This is a genomic window from Nocardioides agariphilus (genome assembly GCF_015352445.1).
GTDB lineage: Bacteria > Actinomycetota > Actinomycetes > Propionibacteriales > Nocardioidaceae > Nocardioides > Nocardioides agariphilus.
Genome location: NZ_JADKPO010000042.1, coordinates 19,332 through 35,760 on the forward strand (window position 1 = coordinate 19,332; position 16,429 = coordinate 35,760).

The 16,429-nt window shown below is 71.8% G+C and carries 13 protein-coding genes; 5 read left to right on the top strand and 8 right to left on the bottom strand.

The features are described from left to right. Nucleotides 1-44 precede the first annotated feature (44 nt). Together ISU10_RS20855 and ISU10_RS20860 are read right to left on the bottom strand one after the other, a co-directional pair. On the bottom strand, nucleotides 45-3,050 hold the full coding sequence (locus tag ISU10_RS20855) for a glycosyltransferase (protein ID WP_194698374.1): 3,006 nt from the start codon (nucleotides 3,048-3,050) through the stop codon (nucleotides 45-47). Next, entirely contained in the window at nucleotides 3,040-3,999 is a 960-nt protein-coding gene (locus ISU10_RS20860) for a rhamnan synthesis F family protein (protein ID WP_194698375.1), read from the bottom strand. Before ISU10_RS20860 ends, ISU10_RS20855 begins: the two co-directional genes overlap by 11 nt. Nucleotides 4,000-4,202: 203 nt before the next feature. Here ISU10_RS20860 and ISU10_RS20865 point away from each other — a divergent pair, with 203 nt between their 5' ends. The 3 genes from ISU10_RS20865 to ISU10_RS20875 all read left to right on the top strand — a co-directional run bounded on the left by ISU10_RS20865 (nucleotide 4,203) and on the right by ISU10_RS20875 (nucleotide 8,271). After that, nucleotides 4,203-5,585, top strand: a complete 1,383-nt coding sequence (locus ISU10_RS20865) for an ammonium transporter (RefSeq protein ID WP_194698376.1) — start codon at nucleotides 4,203-4,205, stop codon at nucleotides 5,583-5,585. After that, the gene (locus ISU10_RS20870; protein WP_194698377.1) at nucleotides 5,582-5,920 is read left to right on the top strand and encodes a P-II family nitrogen regulator; all 339 of its coding nucleotides are present in this window, start codon (nucleotides 5,582-5,584) and stop codon (nucleotides 5,918-5,920) included. The genes ISU10_RS20865 and ISU10_RS20870 overlap by 4 nt, the downstream gene beginning before the upstream one ends. A 101-nt stretch (nucleotides 5,921-6,021) precedes the next feature. Further along, entirely contained in the window at nucleotides 6,022-8,271 is a 2,250-nt protein-coding gene (locus ISU10_RS20875; RefSeq protein ID WP_194698378.1) for a [protein-PII] uridylyltransferase, read from the top strand. A gap of 33 nt (nucleotides 8,272-8,304) precedes the next feature. On the opposite strand, the gene ISU10_RS20880 is transcribed toward ISU10_RS20875, so the two are convergent. The 6 genes from ISU10_RS20880 to ISU10_RS20905 are packed head-to-tail and all read right to left on the bottom strand — an operon-like array spanning nucleotide 8,305 to nucleotide 13,912. Next, entirely contained in the window at nucleotides 8,305-8,970 is a 666-nt protein-coding gene (locus ISU10_RS20880) for a response regulator (protein WP_194698379.1), read from the bottom strand. Continuing rightward, nucleotides 8,967-10,241: a sensor histidine kinase gene (locus tag ISU10_RS20885; RefSeq protein WP_194698380.1), complete on the bottom strand. Its 1,275-nt coding sequence runs from the start codon at nucleotides 10,239-10,241 to the stop codon at nucleotides 8,967-8,969. Before ISU10_RS20885 ends, ISU10_RS20880 begins: the two co-directional genes overlap by 4 nt. Next, nucleotides 10,238-11,245 (bottom strand): acyltransferase family protein, encoded by a 1,008-nt coding sequence (locus ISU10_RS20890; protein ID WP_194698381.1) that lies wholly within the window; start codon nucleotides 11,243-11,245, stop codon nucleotides 10,238-10,240. The genes ISU10_RS20885 and ISU10_RS20890 overlap by 4 nt, the downstream gene beginning before the upstream one ends. Continuing rightward, complete coding sequence (locus ISU10_RS20895) at nucleotides 11,242-12,168, bottom strand: D-alanine--D-alanine ligase family protein (protein ID WP_194698382.1); 927 nt, start codon at nucleotides 12,166-12,168, stop codon at nucleotides 11,242-11,244. Before ISU10_RS20895 ends, ISU10_RS20890 begins: the two co-directional genes overlap by 4 nt. Further along, a complete protein-coding gene (gene alr / locus ISU10_RS20900; protein ID WP_194698383.1) occupies nucleotides 12,168-13,292 on the bottom strand; it encodes an alanine racemase in 1,125 nt (374 codons plus the stop codon). The genes ISU10_RS20895 and alr overlap by 1 nt, the downstream gene beginning before the upstream one ends. Further along, nucleotides 13,289-13,912 (bottom strand): M15 family metallopeptidase, encoded by a 624-nt coding sequence (locus tag ISU10_RS20905; protein WP_194698384.1) that lies wholly within the window; start codon nucleotides 13,910-13,912, stop codon nucleotides 13,289-13,291. The genes alr and ISU10_RS20905 overlap by 4 nt, the downstream gene beginning before the upstream one ends. Before the next feature lie 251 nt (nucleotides 13,913-14,163). Between ISU10_RS20905 and ffh the strand changes: the two genes are divergently transcribed. Further along, nucleotides 14,164-15,741: a signal recognition particle protein gene (gene ffh, locus ISU10_RS20910; protein WP_194698385.1), complete on the top strand. Its 1,578-nt coding sequence runs from the start codon at nucleotides 14,164-14,166 to the stop codon at nucleotides 15,739-15,741. Then, complete coding sequence (locus ISU10_RS20915) at nucleotides 15,738-16,106, top strand: hypothetical protein (protein WP_194698386.1); 369 nt, start codon at nucleotides 15,738-15,740, stop codon at nucleotides 16,104-16,106. The genes ffh and ISU10_RS20915 overlap by 4 nt, the downstream gene beginning before the upstream one ends. Nucleotides 16,107-16,429: the final 323 nt, after the last annotated feature.

Consider the following 16,429-nt stretch of genomic DNA (forward strand, 5'->3'; position numbering starts at 1 on the left):
GCTGCGGATTTCACCGGCCGGCCGGTGAAATTTCCTCGAGGGTCTCAACGCGCCAGCAGCCGTACGGCGTCCTCGAGCAGGACCTCGGCCCGGTGGTCGAAGGAGTGCTCGCGGATCACCTTCTCGGCGAGGGCGAGGCGGGTCTGGTACGACGGGAAGGCGGCGTCAGGGTCGGCTAGCAGCGGGCGCATCTCGGTCTCGTCGTGGAAGGTCTGGACGACGTCGCCGAACACCTCGCTCAGCCCGTCGATCTCGTCGGAGACCAGACGGGCCCCGCAGGCGGCGACGTCGAAGAGCCGGTTGGCCAGGAAGCCGTCGCGGCGCATGTCGTCGTGGTGGTCGTTGAGCACGACGCCGGCCGAGCAGTACAAGGCCCCGAGCTCCTCGTTGGCCACGACGGTCGAGGCGATCAGGTCCGGCGACAAGAACCGGTCCCAGTCGGCGCCGTGCACCTCGACCCGTGCGCCGACGGCGAGGGCAGAGCGCACGGAGCGCCGGTAGACGTCGCGCGAGTTGCCGACGAACAGCACGGGGGCCCCGGTGTCGGGCTCGCCCCGCGAGGGGTTGAACAGCCTCGGGTCGGTGCACTGCAGCAACGGCGTCACGGCGACGCCGGCCGCAGCGCCGGCCCGGGCTGCCCACGTCGTGCTGGCGGCGTAGACCCGGTCGAAGGAGGCCAGCTCGGCGGCGTCGACGAGGTCGGGATGGCTGATCACCCACTCCAGGTTGACCCGGCCGGGGCGCGGGACGACCCGATCGAGACCGCGCAGCACCAGCACCACGTCGTCGAGGTCGCGGGAGTCGCGCTGTCGCAGGTCGCGGTTGTCGACGCTGACTCGCTGGCCGAGCCGGGTGAGCGCCTCGGCCAGCGAGCGCGCGAAGTAGGCATCGCCCCAGCGCTGGCCTCTCGGGCCGGAGGGGGCGGCGATGTCGAGTGCCCAACGGAGCGCGGGTGGTCCCTGGCGTACGGCGGCGCGTCGCGGCCGCACGAGAGTGCGCGGCGCCAGAGCCGGAGCGTCGAGGGGTCCACGGGCTGCGCCGGCGGGCGCCTCCCACCGGCGGCCGACGACCTCGAAGCCGGCGCCGGCCCATGCCTCGTCCGAGCCCGGGGGAGGTGAGGGCCAGCGTTCCTGCAAGGCACGCACGTCTGCGGACGCGGTGTCGAGTCGGGCCAGCTGCCTCGGCTTGATCACCATGGCGGCCTCGGGGACCACGACCGTCGCGGCGCCGTCGTTGACCGCGAGCCGGATGCCGAGCTCGATCTCGGGGAGCGTGTCGCCCATCCAGACGTCGAAGCCATGGGCGCGAACGAGGTCGGCGCCGCGCACCGCGACCACGGGGGACAGGGGTGCCGGGACGCGTCGGGCTTCGAGCGCGGCCGCATCGCTGACCGGAAGCCCGGCCATGAACGCCTCGGGGTGCGTGCGGCCCGGGCCGAACACCGCGCCCGCGCTGACCACGAGGCCCGGACGGTCGGTCACCAGGGGCTGGGCGATCGCGACGGCAGGGTCGTCGAGTGCGGCCACCAGGGCCCGGAACGCGTCGCGAGGCGGGTTGACGCTCGTGCGGGCCAGCACCACGACCTCGCCGGTCGTCTGGGCGATCCCGATGTTGGTCGACAGGGCCGCGCCCAGTCGGGGGAGCGTGGCCATCAGCCGTGCCCGAGGGTAGGTCGCCATCAGCATGGCGAGCGGCAGCTCGACGTGGCGCGGCAGGTGCGAACCGACGACCACCAGCTCGATGTCGTCGGCCTCCCCGAGAGGCGCCATGGTGCGGGTGACCCATCGGACGGTGCGTGCCAGGTCAGGGGAGGCGGGCAGGACCACGCTGACCCGGCCGCGCTCGCGAGGTCGTCGGCCGGCCGCCTCCCAGTCGACGAGGTGCCGCTCCACGATGGCCGCCGTCCACCGCGGGTCCTCCTCCTCGGGGTCCGTGCGGTCGACGAGCACCCGGCGTACGGGTCGCAGCCGCGCGTCCTCCGAGAGCCTGAGCACGAGGTCGAGACCCTCGGCGCCGCCGAGCGTCTCGTCGAAGCCGCCGAGCTGTGTCACCAGGTCGCGCCGCACCACCAGGCAGGCCAGGTCGAAGTGGTCGTGGGCCAGCAGGTGCTCGCGGCGACCGCCCACGACACGGAACCACTCGCCCCCTGCGGCGTCCGGAACCCGCATCGCTGCATGCGCCATCGACGCGCCTGACGCGTGCAGGTGCCCGACCATGACCCTCAAGAAGTCGGGCCGCCAGGCGTGGGCGGTGTCCGCGAAGGCGACGTAGGTGCCGCGAGCCTTGCCCAGGGCCGCGTTGCGGGCGCGGGCGGTGCTGCCCCGGGGGACCGTCAGTGGCACCACCCGCGGTTCGAAGGCCGCCACTCCCGTGAGCACGGCGGTGGTGTCGTCGTCCGAGCCGTTGTCGACCACGACGAGCTCCCACCCGGAGTACGTCTGCGCCTGGACGGCGTCGACGACCTCTCGCAGGCGGGGTCCGTCGTCGTGGACCGTGAGGACGATGCTGACCAGCGGCTCGTCGCCGACCGGCAGGGCCGGCGGGTCGGGCGTCGGCGTCGGTGCTCGCCTGCTGCTGCGGTGAGCTCTGCGCACGCCTGCCGAGGAATGGCGACGCTCCGCAGCCTCGAGTGCTGCGGCCCGCAGGTGGCCCCACCTGACTTGGCGAACGCCTTCGGGGACCGGCACGAGGCTGTCGTCGCCCGCCTGGGAGACCCACCACGACAACGGGCCGTAGGTGTGCCGTGCGGCCTGGGGGTGCTCGTCCAGGATCCTGCGGACGTCGACGAGCGGATGGGGCGACACCTTCGAGCGGGCGGTGCCCTCGCCGAGGTACGCCGCGAGGGAGCGGCCCGCCCACGACTGCTCGAAGAGCGGGTGGGGCGAGCACTTCGCGTCCTGTTCCAGGAGTCGCTCGAGCGCTTCGCGGTCGGTGTTGAACACCATGCCCAGCTGTGCGCCGACCCAGTCGCGGTCGAGCAGTCCTGAGGCGAGGATCGCCTGTGGGTCGGCAGGCACGTGAGGGGCGCGGGTTCGAGACTCAGGGGGCACGGCGGTACTCCACCTGTCGGCGCAGCGGCACCAGCGCCGGAGGCGTGGATCGCAGCTTCTCGTGGGGTCGCGGCGGATAGTACGCCGCGGTCTCGTCGAGGAAGTCGCGCACGCCTGCGAACGCGTCGGGGAGACGCTCCTCGCAGTAGGTCAGCAGCTTGTCGGCGCCCAGACCGTAGGGGTCGTACCGCAAGGTGTCGAGCTTGACGAAGGGGAGCCGCCCGTTGTCGAGGGCCCGGTCGGCCAGCGCCGCGGCAGGGTTCCAGGGCTCGCGCGATCGCTCCCGCAGCTTCTCCAGGCCCTCCCGCGAGCGACTGACCCCGGGACGGTGAGCCGCCCACCACCGGACGCGTCGCCGGGCGAGCCGCTTGTCGGCGTCGGTCTCCCGGAAGTAGGCACCCGAGCGGAATCCGGCCCCGTGCAGCCCCAGGCTCAGACCCACCTCGTGACGCAGGATCACCTGACGGCGCGTGGACAGCGGGTCCAGCCCCGACCAGAACCGGCGGTAGGTCTGCGACCCCACGACCCAGGGGCGGAAGGCGACGAAGAAGCTCTGCACATGGGGAGCAACCCGGTCGGTCACGGTCAGTCCCCAGAAGTCCACGGGTTCGGCGGCCATGCGGTCGAAGATCGCGAGGTACGGAGTGACGGGCACGTAGGTGTCGTTGCAGATCACCACCTCGTCGTACGACGAGAGGTCGCCGCGCCCGAAGAGTCCCGCTCGGTGCAGGCCGACCTGGTAGCTGGTGAAGTCATAGCCGTAGTTGGGTCGCTCGACCAGCTCGGCACGCTCGCCGAGCCACGCGCGGGAGCGGTCGGTGAGGTCCGCGGTGGAGACGACCAGCAGCCTGTCGACCGCGGACGCGAGCGTCTCCACCTGGCGGCGTACGTGGGGTCCGACGCCACCCCGGTGGTCGTAGTGGGCCATCACGGCCAGCCGTCGGCTCACTCACGTGAGGTTACCGAACAGCCTTAGCGCGCTGTTCACCTGCTTGTAACACCGGGCGACGGTTCTTTTCCTGACCGAAACCTGGCGCGGCGTACGTCGAAACGTCGCCTCATGAGGCTTCGGGGCAACAGGGGCGGTCCCGTCGCGACAACGTCGTCGAGGAGGGTGCCGGCCCGGATCCGCTCCTCTTCACTGGAGGTTCCATGGACGGCTACTACGCCTTCATGCTGGTGGCATCCTCACTCGTCCTGATGATGACCACCCCTGCGCTGGCCCTCTTCTACGGCGGTATGAGCCGTTCGAAGTCCGTGCTCAACATGATGATGATGTCCTTCGGCGCGATGGGCGTCGTGGGCATCGTCTACGTGCTGTGGGGCTGGTCGATGTCCTTCGCCGGCGACGACGTGGCGACCCTGTTCGCCAACCCGTTCGACGCCTTCGGCCTCGAGGGCGTCGGCTACGACAGCTACGTGTACGTCGCGTTCCAGATGACCTTCGCGGTCATCACCGCAGCGCTGATCAGCGGCGCGATCGCCGACCGGGTCAAGTTCTCGGCCTGGATGGTCTTCGTGCCGGTCTGGATCACGCTGTCGTACTTCCCGCTGGCCCACATGGTGTGGGGCGGCGGCTTCCTCTCGGGCCTGAACCCCGACGGCCTCTCGGCGACGCTGTTCGGCACCGTCGACGGTGTGGCGAAGGTGTTCCCGCAGGACTACGCCGGCGGCACGGTCGTCCACATCAACGCCGGTATGGCCGGCCTCGTGCTCGCGATGGTGATCGGCAAGCGACTCGGCTTCGGCCGGGAGGCGCACAAGCCGCACAACCTGACCCTGACGATGATCGGCGCCGGCCTCCTGTGGTTCGGCTGGTTCGGCTTCAACGTCGGGTCCATCGTCTTCGTGGCCGGTGACGGCGGCGAGAAGGACATCGCCCAGTTCATGTCCGAGACGGGCGTCACCTGGATCAACACCACGCTCGCGACCTGCGCGGCGATGCTCGCCTGGATCGTGGTCGAGCGGTTCCGTGACGGCAAGGCCACATCCCTCGGTGCCGCCTCCGGCGTCGTCGCCGGCCTGGTGGCCATCACGCCCTCGTGCGGTGCGGTGGACGTCTACGGCGCGATCATCATCGGAGCGGTCGCCGGCGCCCTGTGCGCCTACGCGGTCGGGCTGAAGTGGCGGTTCGGGTACGACGACTCGCTCGACGTCGTCGGTGTGCACTTGGTCGGTGGCATCGTCGGTACCGTGCTGATCGGCCTGCTCTCCACCGCCTCGGCTCCCGGCGCGATCGACGGTCTCTTCTACGGCGGCGGCATCAAGCCGCTGGTCATCCAGACCCTCACCGCACTGGCTGCCATCGTCTGGTCCGGCACCTTCACCCTCGTCATCGCGCTGGCGATCAAGTACACGATCGGCTGGCGGATCAGTGACGACGAGGAGCAGGAGGGCGTCGACTACAGCGAGCACGGCGAGTCGGCCTACGAGATCGGCGGACCCGGCAGCGTCCGGCTCTCGCCCTCCACGGGGGTGCTCGGAAACGTGGGCGGCACCACCAAGACCACCGTTCCGGAAGGGGCCAACGCATGAAGCTCATCACCGCGGTCATCAAGCCGCACAAGTGGGAGGACGTCCGGGAGGCGCTCGAGACCTTCGGCGTGACGGGCATGACCGTCAGCGAGGTCAGCGGCTACGGCCGTCAGAAGGGCCACACCGAGGTCTACCGCGGCGCCGAGTACGACATCGCGCTCGTGCCCAAGATCCGCATCGAGATCGTCGTCGACGACGGTGACGCCGAGGACGTCCTCGGAATCATCGTCAAGACCGCGCAGACCGGCCGGATCGGCGACGGCAAGGTCTGGGTGAGCCCGGTCGACACCGTCGTGCGGGTGCGTACCGGCGACCGCGACCAGGCCGCGATCTAGCCACGCAGCGGGATCCGGACCCGCCCGGGTGTCGAGCACACGCCGGGCGGGTTCGTCCTGCGCGCCAGAATCCTCTTGGTGAGCATCCTCGTGACAGTCGCATGACAGCCTCCGGACGACGCGAACGCGCGGCCGCCGCAGACCTGCGGTGCGTCGAGGCGTACGCCGCCGCGGGGCTGCCCGAGACGGGTGCTGCCCTGGTTGCTGTCGGCGGGTACGGGCGGGCCGAGCTCGCGCCGTACTCCGACCTCGACGTCGCGCTGGTGGGGGGCGACGGCGTCCATGGGGTCGACGGGCTCGACCTCGAACGCGGTGCCGAGCAGCTGTGGTACCCGCTGTGGGACTCGGGGACCAAGCTCGACCACTCCGTCCGGACGTTCGCCGGGATGCTGCAGGCCTCGGCCGACGACCTGCGCGTCGCGCTCGGGATGCTCGACGTGCGACACGTCGCCGGCGACCCGAACCTCACCCTGCGGCTGCGCACCCAGGTGCTGGCGACCTGGCGCCGCACCGCCCGCGAGCGACTTCCCGAGCTGCGAGGCATGGTCGACTCGCGACACCAGCTGATGGGCGAGCTGGCGCACGTGTCGGTGCCGGACCTGAAGGAGGCGGAGGGCGGGCTGCGAGATGCCACTGTCCTCAAGGCCCTGGTCGCGACCTGGCTCGTCGACGTACCTCACGTCGACCTGGAGCGGTGCCGGCTGGCGTTGCTCGACGCGCGCGACGTGCTCCACGAGGTCGCCGGCCGCGCGACCGACCGGGTCTCGCCCGAGACCTGGGGCGAGCTGGCTCCCGGGCTCGGGCTGGCCGACGCGACCGCCGCCCAGCGGCACCTGCGCGAGCTCGGCCGCCGGATCGCCCACCTCTCGCGGCTGACCTGGCGGCGTACGGACGCCGTGCTGGCCAGGCCCATCTCGCCGTCGGCCGCCCGCCGGCCGCGGCTGGAGCCTCTCGCGCCAGGTGTCGCGCTCGGGGTGGGTGAAGTGGTGTTGGAGGCCGACGCCGACCCGGCACACGACCCGCTGCTGCTGCTGCGCGCGGCAGCGCACGCGGCCGAGCTCGACGTCGAGCTCTCGCCCTCCAGCGCGGCCCGACTCGCACGCGAGGGCGCGCCCCTTCCCGAGCCGTGGCCCGAGGGGGCCCGGCAGCTGTTCGTGCGACTGCTCGCGGCGGGCCCGGGTCTGCGAGCGGTGTGGGAGACCCTCGAGGAGACCGGCGGCCTCGACCGTCTGCTGCCGGAGTGGGAGCGGATCCGGCTGCTGCCGCACGCCTCGGTCATCCACCGGTTCACGGTCGACCGTCACTGCGTCGAGACCTGCATCGAGGCCGCGGGCCTGATCCGCCACGTCTCGCGTCCCGACGTCTTGATGGTCGCGGCTCTGCTCCACGACATCGGCAAGGGCGAGCTCACCGAGCACAGCGTGGCGGGCGAGCCGATCGCGCGGTCCTTGGCACGTCGGATGGGCTTCGACGAACGTTCGGTCGACCTCGTCGGCACGCTCGTGCGCTGGCACCTGCTCCTGGCCGAGACCGCCAGCTCGCGCGACCCCGACGACCCCGCGACCGTGCGTCGGGTCACCGAGAGGATCGCCGACCTCGAGGCGCTGAACCTCCTGCGCGCGCTGACCGAGGCGGATGCTCGCGCGACTGCTGCGAAGGCCTGGACCTCGTGGCGGGCCAGCCTGATCGACACCCTCGGACGCCGAGCAGCGGCCGCCCTCGGCGGCGTCGAAGCGGAGTCCGCGCAGTCGCCCGCATCTGGGCCCTGGAGCGAGGTCGAGGTGCCGAAGGCCGTGCGCAAGGGCGCGTCGTGGATCAACGTCGAGTTCGTCGACGACGGCGCGCGCGTCACGGTGCTCTCACCCGACCGCCTCGGCCTGCTCGCCGACGTCGCCGCGCTGTTCGCCACCCAGCGCGCCTCCGTACGTGCCGCCCGGGCCTGGAACCAGGGCGATACGGCGGTCTCGGTGTGGGACATCGCCGATGCCCACCTCGACCCCGCAGTGCTGCGGCAGCGCTTCGAGGCGATCACGGCCGGCCGGCTGGACCCCTCCGAACGACTCCGGCGGTCCTTGGGCGAGGGACTCGCCCCGACGGTCGTCGTACGCCCCGAGGCATCCGCCCAGGCGACCGTGCTCGAAGTACGCGCGGCCGACCGCACCGGCGTGCTCTACCTGGTCTGCGCCGCCCTGGCCGCCGAGGGCATCTCGGTGCGCTCGGCCCACATCGACACCCTCGGCCCGCAGGCCGTCGACGTCTTCTACGTCCAGGAGGAGGGCGCCGGCGCTCTCAGCGAGGTACGGGCCTCCGTGGCCGCCCACGCCGTGCGCGAGGCCCTCACCCCTCGTTGATCGCTCGGACAGCCAGGCGAAGCCAGGCGCGTGTCAGGTGAGGGCGTGCTCGTGGGCGAACACCACGATCTGCACGCGGTCGCGCAGACCGAGCTTGCGGAGGATGGCGCCGACGTGGGTCTTGACGGTGGACTCCGAGAGGAAGACCAGGGCGCCGACCTCGGTGTTGGACAGGCCACGGGCGACGGCTGCGAACACCTCACGCTCCTTGTCGGTCAGCGTGAGGTACGCCGCCGGGGTCGGCCGCGGGGCCGCGAACCGCCCTTCCAGCAACGCCGAGAGCTCGCGCGGGGCGAGGACCGCGTTGCCGGCGTGCACGGTGCGGACCGCGTCGCGCAGCTGGGCCGGCGTCGTGTCCTTGAGCAGGAAGCCGCTGGCGCCGTGTCGGATCGCGGTGGCTGCCCGGTCGTCGAGGTCGAAGGTGGTCAGCACGACGACGCGTACGACGGTGCCGGCCGCCGCGCGCCGGGCGAGGCGCTCGGGGGAGAAGATCTGCCGGGTCGCCTCGACGCCGTCCATCTCGGGCATCCGGACGTCCATCAGCACGACGTCGGGTTCGAGCTCGTCGACCTGTCGCACGGCCTCGATGCCGTCGGCGGCCGTGCCGACGACCTCCATGCCCTCCTGGGCATCGACGATCACCCGGACTCCCTCGCGGAACAGCTCCTGGTCGTCGACCAGCAGGACGCGGATCGTCACCGCACCTCCTGGCGGCTGGTGACCGGCACCCACGCCGAGGCCGAGAAGGTCGTGCCCTGGCCGTCGAGACCCTCTCGCAGGCGGGCGTCCAGCCGTCCGCCCGCGGCGGAGAGCCGCTGGCGCATGCCGTGGAGGCCCAGGCCGGCGACGGAGCCAGCGACCGCGATCGGCGCTGTCTGCGAACCCTGGGAGGCAGGCAGGGGCACCGCGTTGCGTACCTCGATCAGCAGCTCGCCGGCGAAGGCACCGTCGGGCCAGTGCAGCTCGACGAAGACCGGCTCGTCCCGGTCGCCGTGCTTGACCGCGTTGGTGAGCATCTCCTGGACCACGCGGTAGACCACGACCTCCAGGTCAGGAGGCAGCGGCTGCGGAGTGCCGAGCTCGCGCAGGACCACCTCGTGGCCACTGGAGCGCACCCCGGCGATCAGCGCCTCGATCGCCCTCGGTGACTGCGGAGGATGCTGGCCCGGGGAGAGGACCTGGCGGACGTCCTGCAGCGAGGACCGGGCCGAGGTGGCGATGTTGGCCATCGTGGTGCGCAGCCGGTCGGGGTCGTCCCCGAGGTACTGCGCCGACTCCGCCTGGGCGAGGATCACCGCGAGGGAGTGGCCCACGGCGTCGTGGACGTCGCGCGCCAGCCGGGCCTGCTCCTCACGTAGTCCGGCGATCTCGCGGGCCTGGTCGCCGGCGCGCACGGCCTGGGCCGCCTGCTCCTCGGCCGCGACCTGGCGGGCCCGCGAGTCGCGCGCCCTGGCCGCGAACCGCAACGCCAGCCCGGCGACCCAGGGCAGCCCGAGAAACGCGATCGCGACGACGGTGACCCCCGCCAGCCACGTGTCGCCGATCGAGTAGAAGGCCTCGAAGAGCTTGGGGCGCACCCGGATCAGGGCCCGCGCACCGTAGTCGAAGTTGGTCAGGGCGAACAGCGTGATGCCCGTACCTGCCGGGATCGAGGCGCCACCGGCGATCACGGTCGGCACCGTGCCCCAGCGGGCGGTGCCGAACGCCACCGAGATCAGCGCCAGCTCCACGAACATCATCTGGGTCTCGCTGACCAGCTGCCAGGCGCCGATCGCCCACACGAGCGCGAGCGCGACCGACGGCATCTGCCGCGACAACGAGGCGGTCACCGCCACCGCGACCGCGAGGCCGAGCATCAGCACCCGGGTCTCGGTGTCGGCCTGGGCCGCCCATGCCTCGGCGATGCCGAAGCACAGCACGCCCACACCCGCCGCGGCGTCGGGAAGCCAGGACTGCCGCCTCTCGTTCATGCGGCGACCGGGACCCGGGTCCTCCCGCGGGCCCGACGCAGCGCCGGCTCCTCGACGTACGCCGTGCTCAGCCATGCGACGACCAGCGTCAGGGGTACGGCGACCAGGCGGGCATGGGGCACGGTCGGCTCCAGCCACAGGGCGAGCGGGTAGTTCCACAGGTACGCCGCGTAGGACACGGTGCCGAGCCACACCAGCAGGCGCAGGGCGGGTGGGCGGACGGTCTGCCACTCGCGCCAGGCGAGCAGCAGCAGGCCGGTCAGGGCGGCGATGGCCGGTCCTCCTGCGAGGTAGGTGAGCGCGTGACCTCGCAATGGAACCACGCTGAGTACTGCCAGGCAGGTCAGCCCCGCACCCACGGCGAGGCCGTTCGGCTTCGGGACGCGGTCGCCGTAGAGACCTACGGCGGCCCCGACCACGAAGCAGCCCGCCCAGCTGGTCGGCAGGGCGTAGGCCAGGTCCGGGTCCTCGCTGAGCCACACCACGGTGGCCACGGTGGCGACGGCGCAGGCCAGTCCCGTCGCCAGCAGGGCCAAGCCCACGCGACGCCGGGCGAAGCCGAGTCCCAGCACCGCCGGCCACAGGAGGTAGAACTGCTCCTCCGTGGCCAGCGTCCACAGATGGAAGGTCGCCTCGCTCGCATGCGCGAAGGGCAGGTTCGCCGTCCAGGTCATGGCGACCAGCACGGTCTTGGCGAGCTCGTCCCTGTCGCCGAGCGGGTCGAGGAGCACGGTGACCACCACGACGCCCGCGACTAGGAGCACCAGCGCGGGCACCAGCCTCGCAGCGCGACGCAGGTAGAACCTTCGGCGGTCGATCCGGCCGGTCTGCTCGAGGTCGCCGACCAGCACGCCGGTGATCAGGTATCCGGAGATGGCGAAGAACATCACCACCCCGACCACCCCGGCGCCCGCGAAGACGTGCGGCGCCGCATGCCGCAGGATCACCAGGCCCACCGCGAAGCCGCGGAGCAGGTCCAGCCCCTGCACCCGTCGGGCGCTCACCCGAGGGCGTCCCGCACCAGCATGTCGAGCAGGGCCGGGTAGGACATCCCGGCGGCGGCGAACATCTTCGGCACCTGCGACTCGGCGGTGAACCCGGGCATGGTGTTGACCTCGTTGAGCACCGGACCCGCATCGGTCACGAAGAAGTCGACCCGCGCGACACCGGCGCAACCGAGTGCGTCGAAGACCGCGACGGCCGCGTCCTCCAGCTCCTTGCGCTCGGTCTCGCGCAGGGCCGCAGGGACGATGAACCGAGCGCTGCCGCCGTACTTCTCCTCGAAGCCGAACACCCCGTCGACCGCGATCTCCAGGGCCGGTGACACGATCCGCCGTCCTCCGGCGCGGGCCAGGACTGCCAGGTCCACCTCGCGACCAGGGACGACGTCCTCGACGAGCACGCGGTCGCCGAGGGCGAACGCCTCCTCCAGGGCGGGCGCCAGCAGCTCCGGGCGGTCGACGAGTGTCACCCCGAGACTCGAACCCGCAGCGACCGGCTTGACGACCACCGGGTGCGTCCAGGCGTACGACGGGGCTGCCACGGCGGTCAGCAGGACACCCGGCGCCGTGGCGACCCCGACGGCCTGGGCCACCAGCTTGGTGGCCCACTTGTCCATCGCGAGTGCTCCCGCGCGGACGCCCGACCCGACGTACGGCACCCGCGCGAGCTCGCACAGCGCTGCGAGTGTTCCGTCCTCGCCGTGCGGACCGTGCACGACGGGCAGGACGACGTCGCAGCCCTGCAGGACGCGAACCGCACGGCCGAGACCGAGGTCGCCCCACGACCCGTCGCGGGCGATGCTCATCCGCACGACGTCGTACTTCCGGGGGTCCAGGGCGGCTGCCACGGAAGCGGCCGAGGCGAGCGAGACGTCGTGCTCGCAGCTGGCGCCGCCGCCGATCACGGCGACGCGCAGGCGCCCCATCACCGCACCACCGAGCGGATGACCCGCGGGCCGATCCCGGTCACGATCTCGTGCTCGATGGTGCCGGCCCACAGCGCCCACTCGGCTGCCGTCGGCTCGCCCTGATGCCCGGGCCCGAAGATCGTGGCGACCTCGCCGAGCTCGACGTGGTCGTCGCCGAGGTCGACGACGACCTGGTCCATGGACACGAGTCCGACGACCAGGCGGCGGCGACCCCGCAGCAGCACCTCGGCCCGGCCGGAGGCCGCTCGGGGCACACCGTCGGCGTAGCCGAGGGGGAGCAGCGCCAAGGTCGACTCGCGCTCTGCCTGCCACGCGCCGCCGTAACCGACGGTGGCCCCGGCGGGGACGCGGCGTACGCCCACGACAGGTGCGGAGAGGCTCAGCGCGGGGGAGAGACGGGTACTGCGCGACGGGTCGATGCCGATCAGGCCGGCGCCGACCCGGCTCAGGTTGTGGTGTGCCGCGCGGTCGGTCAAGGTGGCCGCCGTCGCGGCGAGGTGCCGCAGCGGCGGGCGCAGCCCGACCGAACGCGCCACACCGAGCCCCCATCCGAACACCGAGCGGGACGTCGCGTTGGCCGGGTGTCCCGGCACGTCCGCGTGGCCGAGATGACCCATCACGCCGACGACCTGCACCGCGCCCGCGCGTTGGGCGGCGGCGGCAGCCAGGCACAGCTGGTCCCACTGGGCCGGCGGCGCTCCGTCGCGGGACATGCCGACGTCGAGGTGCAGGTGCACGCGGACGGCAGCATGCGCGCCGAGTCCGGCCGCGACCACTGCGCGTAGGTGCGCCTCGCTCGGCACGGCGACGTCGATGCCGGCGAGGATCGCGGCGTCGAAGTCGGCGTCCACGGGGTTGAGCCAGCTGAGCACCGGTGCGCGCAGACCTGTCTCACGCAGGGCGAAGGCCTCATCGAGGCTTGTCACGCCGAGCCACGAGGCACCGTTGGCGAGCGCCGTCCGGGCGACGGCCTCGGCCCCGTGACCGAAGCCGTCGGCCTTCACGACCGCCATCAGGGCACCGGGAACGAGGGCCGCGAACACCCGGGTGTTGGCAGCGACTGCCGCCAGGTCCACGTGCACGGTCGGCCTGGCATGGGACCTGGCGGCCAGCACGGTCATGCCGCGACCGTGCGTTCGACGGCGCCGTAGATCGCGGCGGCGGCCCCCGCCCTGAGAGCCCAGTAGCGGTCTCCGTAGGACCAGTGCCACCACTCGGTGGGGTAGTTGACCAGCCCTGCGCCCTCCAGCACCCCAGCCAGCAGGTCGCGGTTGGCGTGGGCGTCCGCACCGATGCCCATGGCGGCGAAGTAGCAGCGGCCGTCGCTCTCCTCCGGGGTCGCGTCGATCGCCGTGCCGAGGTCGAGCGCCTCGCCGCAGGCGTCGACGAGGGTGAGGTCGACGGCCGCACCGGCCACGTGGGGCGCGACCTCGAGGGGAGCGACGAACCGGCTCGTCAGGTCCCGCAGCAGGTCCTCGGGCAACTCACCGTGGGCGTGGCGAACCTGGGCCGAGTAGGCCGCGATGATGGCGCGCTGGTCGGCGATCGTGCGGTGCCCCTCGACGACCCGCAGCCGGATGCCGGCTGGCAGAGTGGAGTCTGCCTGCGCCAGGCGGCCGGCCAGGCCGGCGCGCACGAGCTGGCCGCTGGGCGCCAGGTCGGGGTCGAGCCGCACGAGTGGCTCGCCGTTGTCCCGCACCGGCACGGCGGCGACGCGCGGGTCCGAGAGGAGGATCGTCATGGCGGCCGAGGCTAGGCCCGGTGCGCGGAGGGTGTCTGTCACGCGTGTGACGCTAGGTAGCCGCGGGGTCGGCCGAATCCTTCTGGAGTGCCGGTCGGCCAGCCTGAGGTACCGGTCGGCTCAGCCGGGCGGCGTACGTCTCGTGACTGCCGCAAAGCCACCGCTCAGGGCCCGATGACCTAACCTTGGAGATCGGGACGCCCGTCGACGCGCCCACCTGCGTTCTGCCCCCGACCGACCAGAGGACCACTTTGTTCGCCACGCTCTCCGACCGGCTCTCCGACGCCTTCAAGAACCTGCGCGGCAAGGGTCGTCTCTCCGAGGCCGACATCGACGCGACCGCGCGCGAGATCCGGATCGCCCTGCTCGAGGCCGACGTCGCGCTGCCGGTGGTCAAGGACTTCGTCGCCGCCGTCAAGGAGCGCGCCCGGGGCGAGGAGGTCAGCCAGGCGCTGAACCCCGCCCAGCAGGTCGTCAAGATCGTCAACGAGGAGCTCGTCGAGATCCTCGGTGGCGAGACCCGGCGGCTGCGCTACGCCAAGTCCGGCCCGACCGTGATCATGCTCGCCGGCCTGCAGGGAGCCGGCAAGACGACGCTGGCCGCCAAGCTCGCGCTGTGGCTCAAGGAGCAGGGGCGCACGCCGCTGCTGGTGGCCGCCGACCTGCAGCGACCCAACGCGGTCAACCAGCTCCAGGTCAACGGCGAGCGGGCCGGCGTACCCGTCTTCGCCCCCGAGCCCGGCAACGGCGTCGGCGACCCCGTCGAGGTGGCGCGACAGTCTCTCGAGGAGGCCAAGCGCAAGCTCTACGACACGGTCATCGTCGACACGGCGGGTCGCCTCGGCGTCGACGCCGACATGATGGCCCAGGCCGCAGCAATCCGTGACGCCGTTAGGCCCGACGAGATCCTCTTCGTCGTCGACGCGATGATCGGCCAGGACGCCGTCGTCACCGCGCAGGCCTTCCTCGACGGCGTCGGCTACGACGGCGTTGTCCTCACCAAGCTCGACGGCGACGCCCGCGGTGGTGCTGCCTTGTCGATCGCCTCGCTCACCGGCAAGCCGGTCATGTTCGCCTCGGCGGGCGAGAAGGTGACCGACTTCGACATGTTCCACCCCGACCGGATGGCCTCACGCATCCTCGACATGGGCGACGTCCTGACCCTGATCGAGCAGGCCGAGAAGGTCTTCGACGAGGAGCAGGCCCTCAAGGCGGCCGAGAAGCTGAGCGGCCGAGGCGGCGAGTTCACCCTCGACGACTTCCTTGAGCAGATGCAGCAGGTGCGCAAGCTCGGCTCGATGCAGAAGATCCTCGGCATGCTGCCCGGCATGGGTCAGATGCGCGAGCAGCTGGAGAACTTCGACGAGCGCGAGATCGACCGGATCCAGGCGATCATCCAGTCGATGACGCCTGCCGAGCGGGCCAATCCCAAGATGATCGACGGCTCGCGGCGGGCCCGGATCGCTCGCGGATCGGGACGCCAGGTCTCCGACGTCAACAGCCTGGTCGACCGGTTCTTCGAGGCCCGCAAGATGATGACGGCCTTCGCCAGCGGCAAGATGCCCGGCACCCCGGGCATGGAGGGGCTGCCGGGGTTCGCCTCGGCTGCCGGGCGTCGCAAGTCCGCCGGCAAGGGCAAGCCCGCCAAGGGCCGTCGTGTCTCCGGCAACCCGGCGAAGGCTGCGGCGCAGGATAAGGCCCGCAAGGACAAGGCCGCCTCGACCGGCCCCAACCCGTTCGCGAAGCCCGGTGCAGGCGAGGAGGTCGACTACGAGAAGGCGGTAGCCGCCCTCGACCTGCCGACGGACTTCTCGAAGTACCTCAAGTGAGGGTGCTCGTCATCGACTCCGCCAACGTCGTGGGCTCGCGCCCCGACGGATGGTGGAAGGACCGTGGCGCCGCGACCCGCCGGCTTCACGAACGCCTGATGGTCGCCGACCTCTCCTACGACCAGGTGGTGCTGGTCCTCGAAGGCGGCGCACGAGGCGGCGTACGCCGTGGGGTCGACGGCCACGTCCGTGTCACCCACGCCCCCGGCCACGGTGACGAGGCCATCGCGCTGGAGGTCGCCGCAGCGCGCAAGGCCGGTCACGACGTCACCGGCGTCACTGCCGACGCCATGCTCAAGGCCCGCCTCGAGGGCCTCGGCGCCCAGGTCGTCGGGCCGTCCTGGCTCCTGGACCAGCTGGACTGAACGAACGCTGGTTGAGGAGGTCGCGCTAGCGACCGTCTCGAGAACCAACGCTGGTTGAGGAGGTCGCGCTAGCGACCGTCTCGAGAACCAACGCTGGTTGAGGAGGTCGCGCTAGCGACCGTCTCGAGAACCAACGCTGGTTGAGGAGGTCGCGCTAGCGACCGTCTCGAAACCATCCGATCACTGCATGGCTGTTCGCTCGCCAGGTTTCGAGACAGGCGCTAGCTGATAGGTCATGAGCTGTAGCTGAGTGGACGCTGGACGGGTCCGCTCACAGGAGGCAGCTCATGGCGATGCTCGATGTTGCCTTGGATCCGGCGACG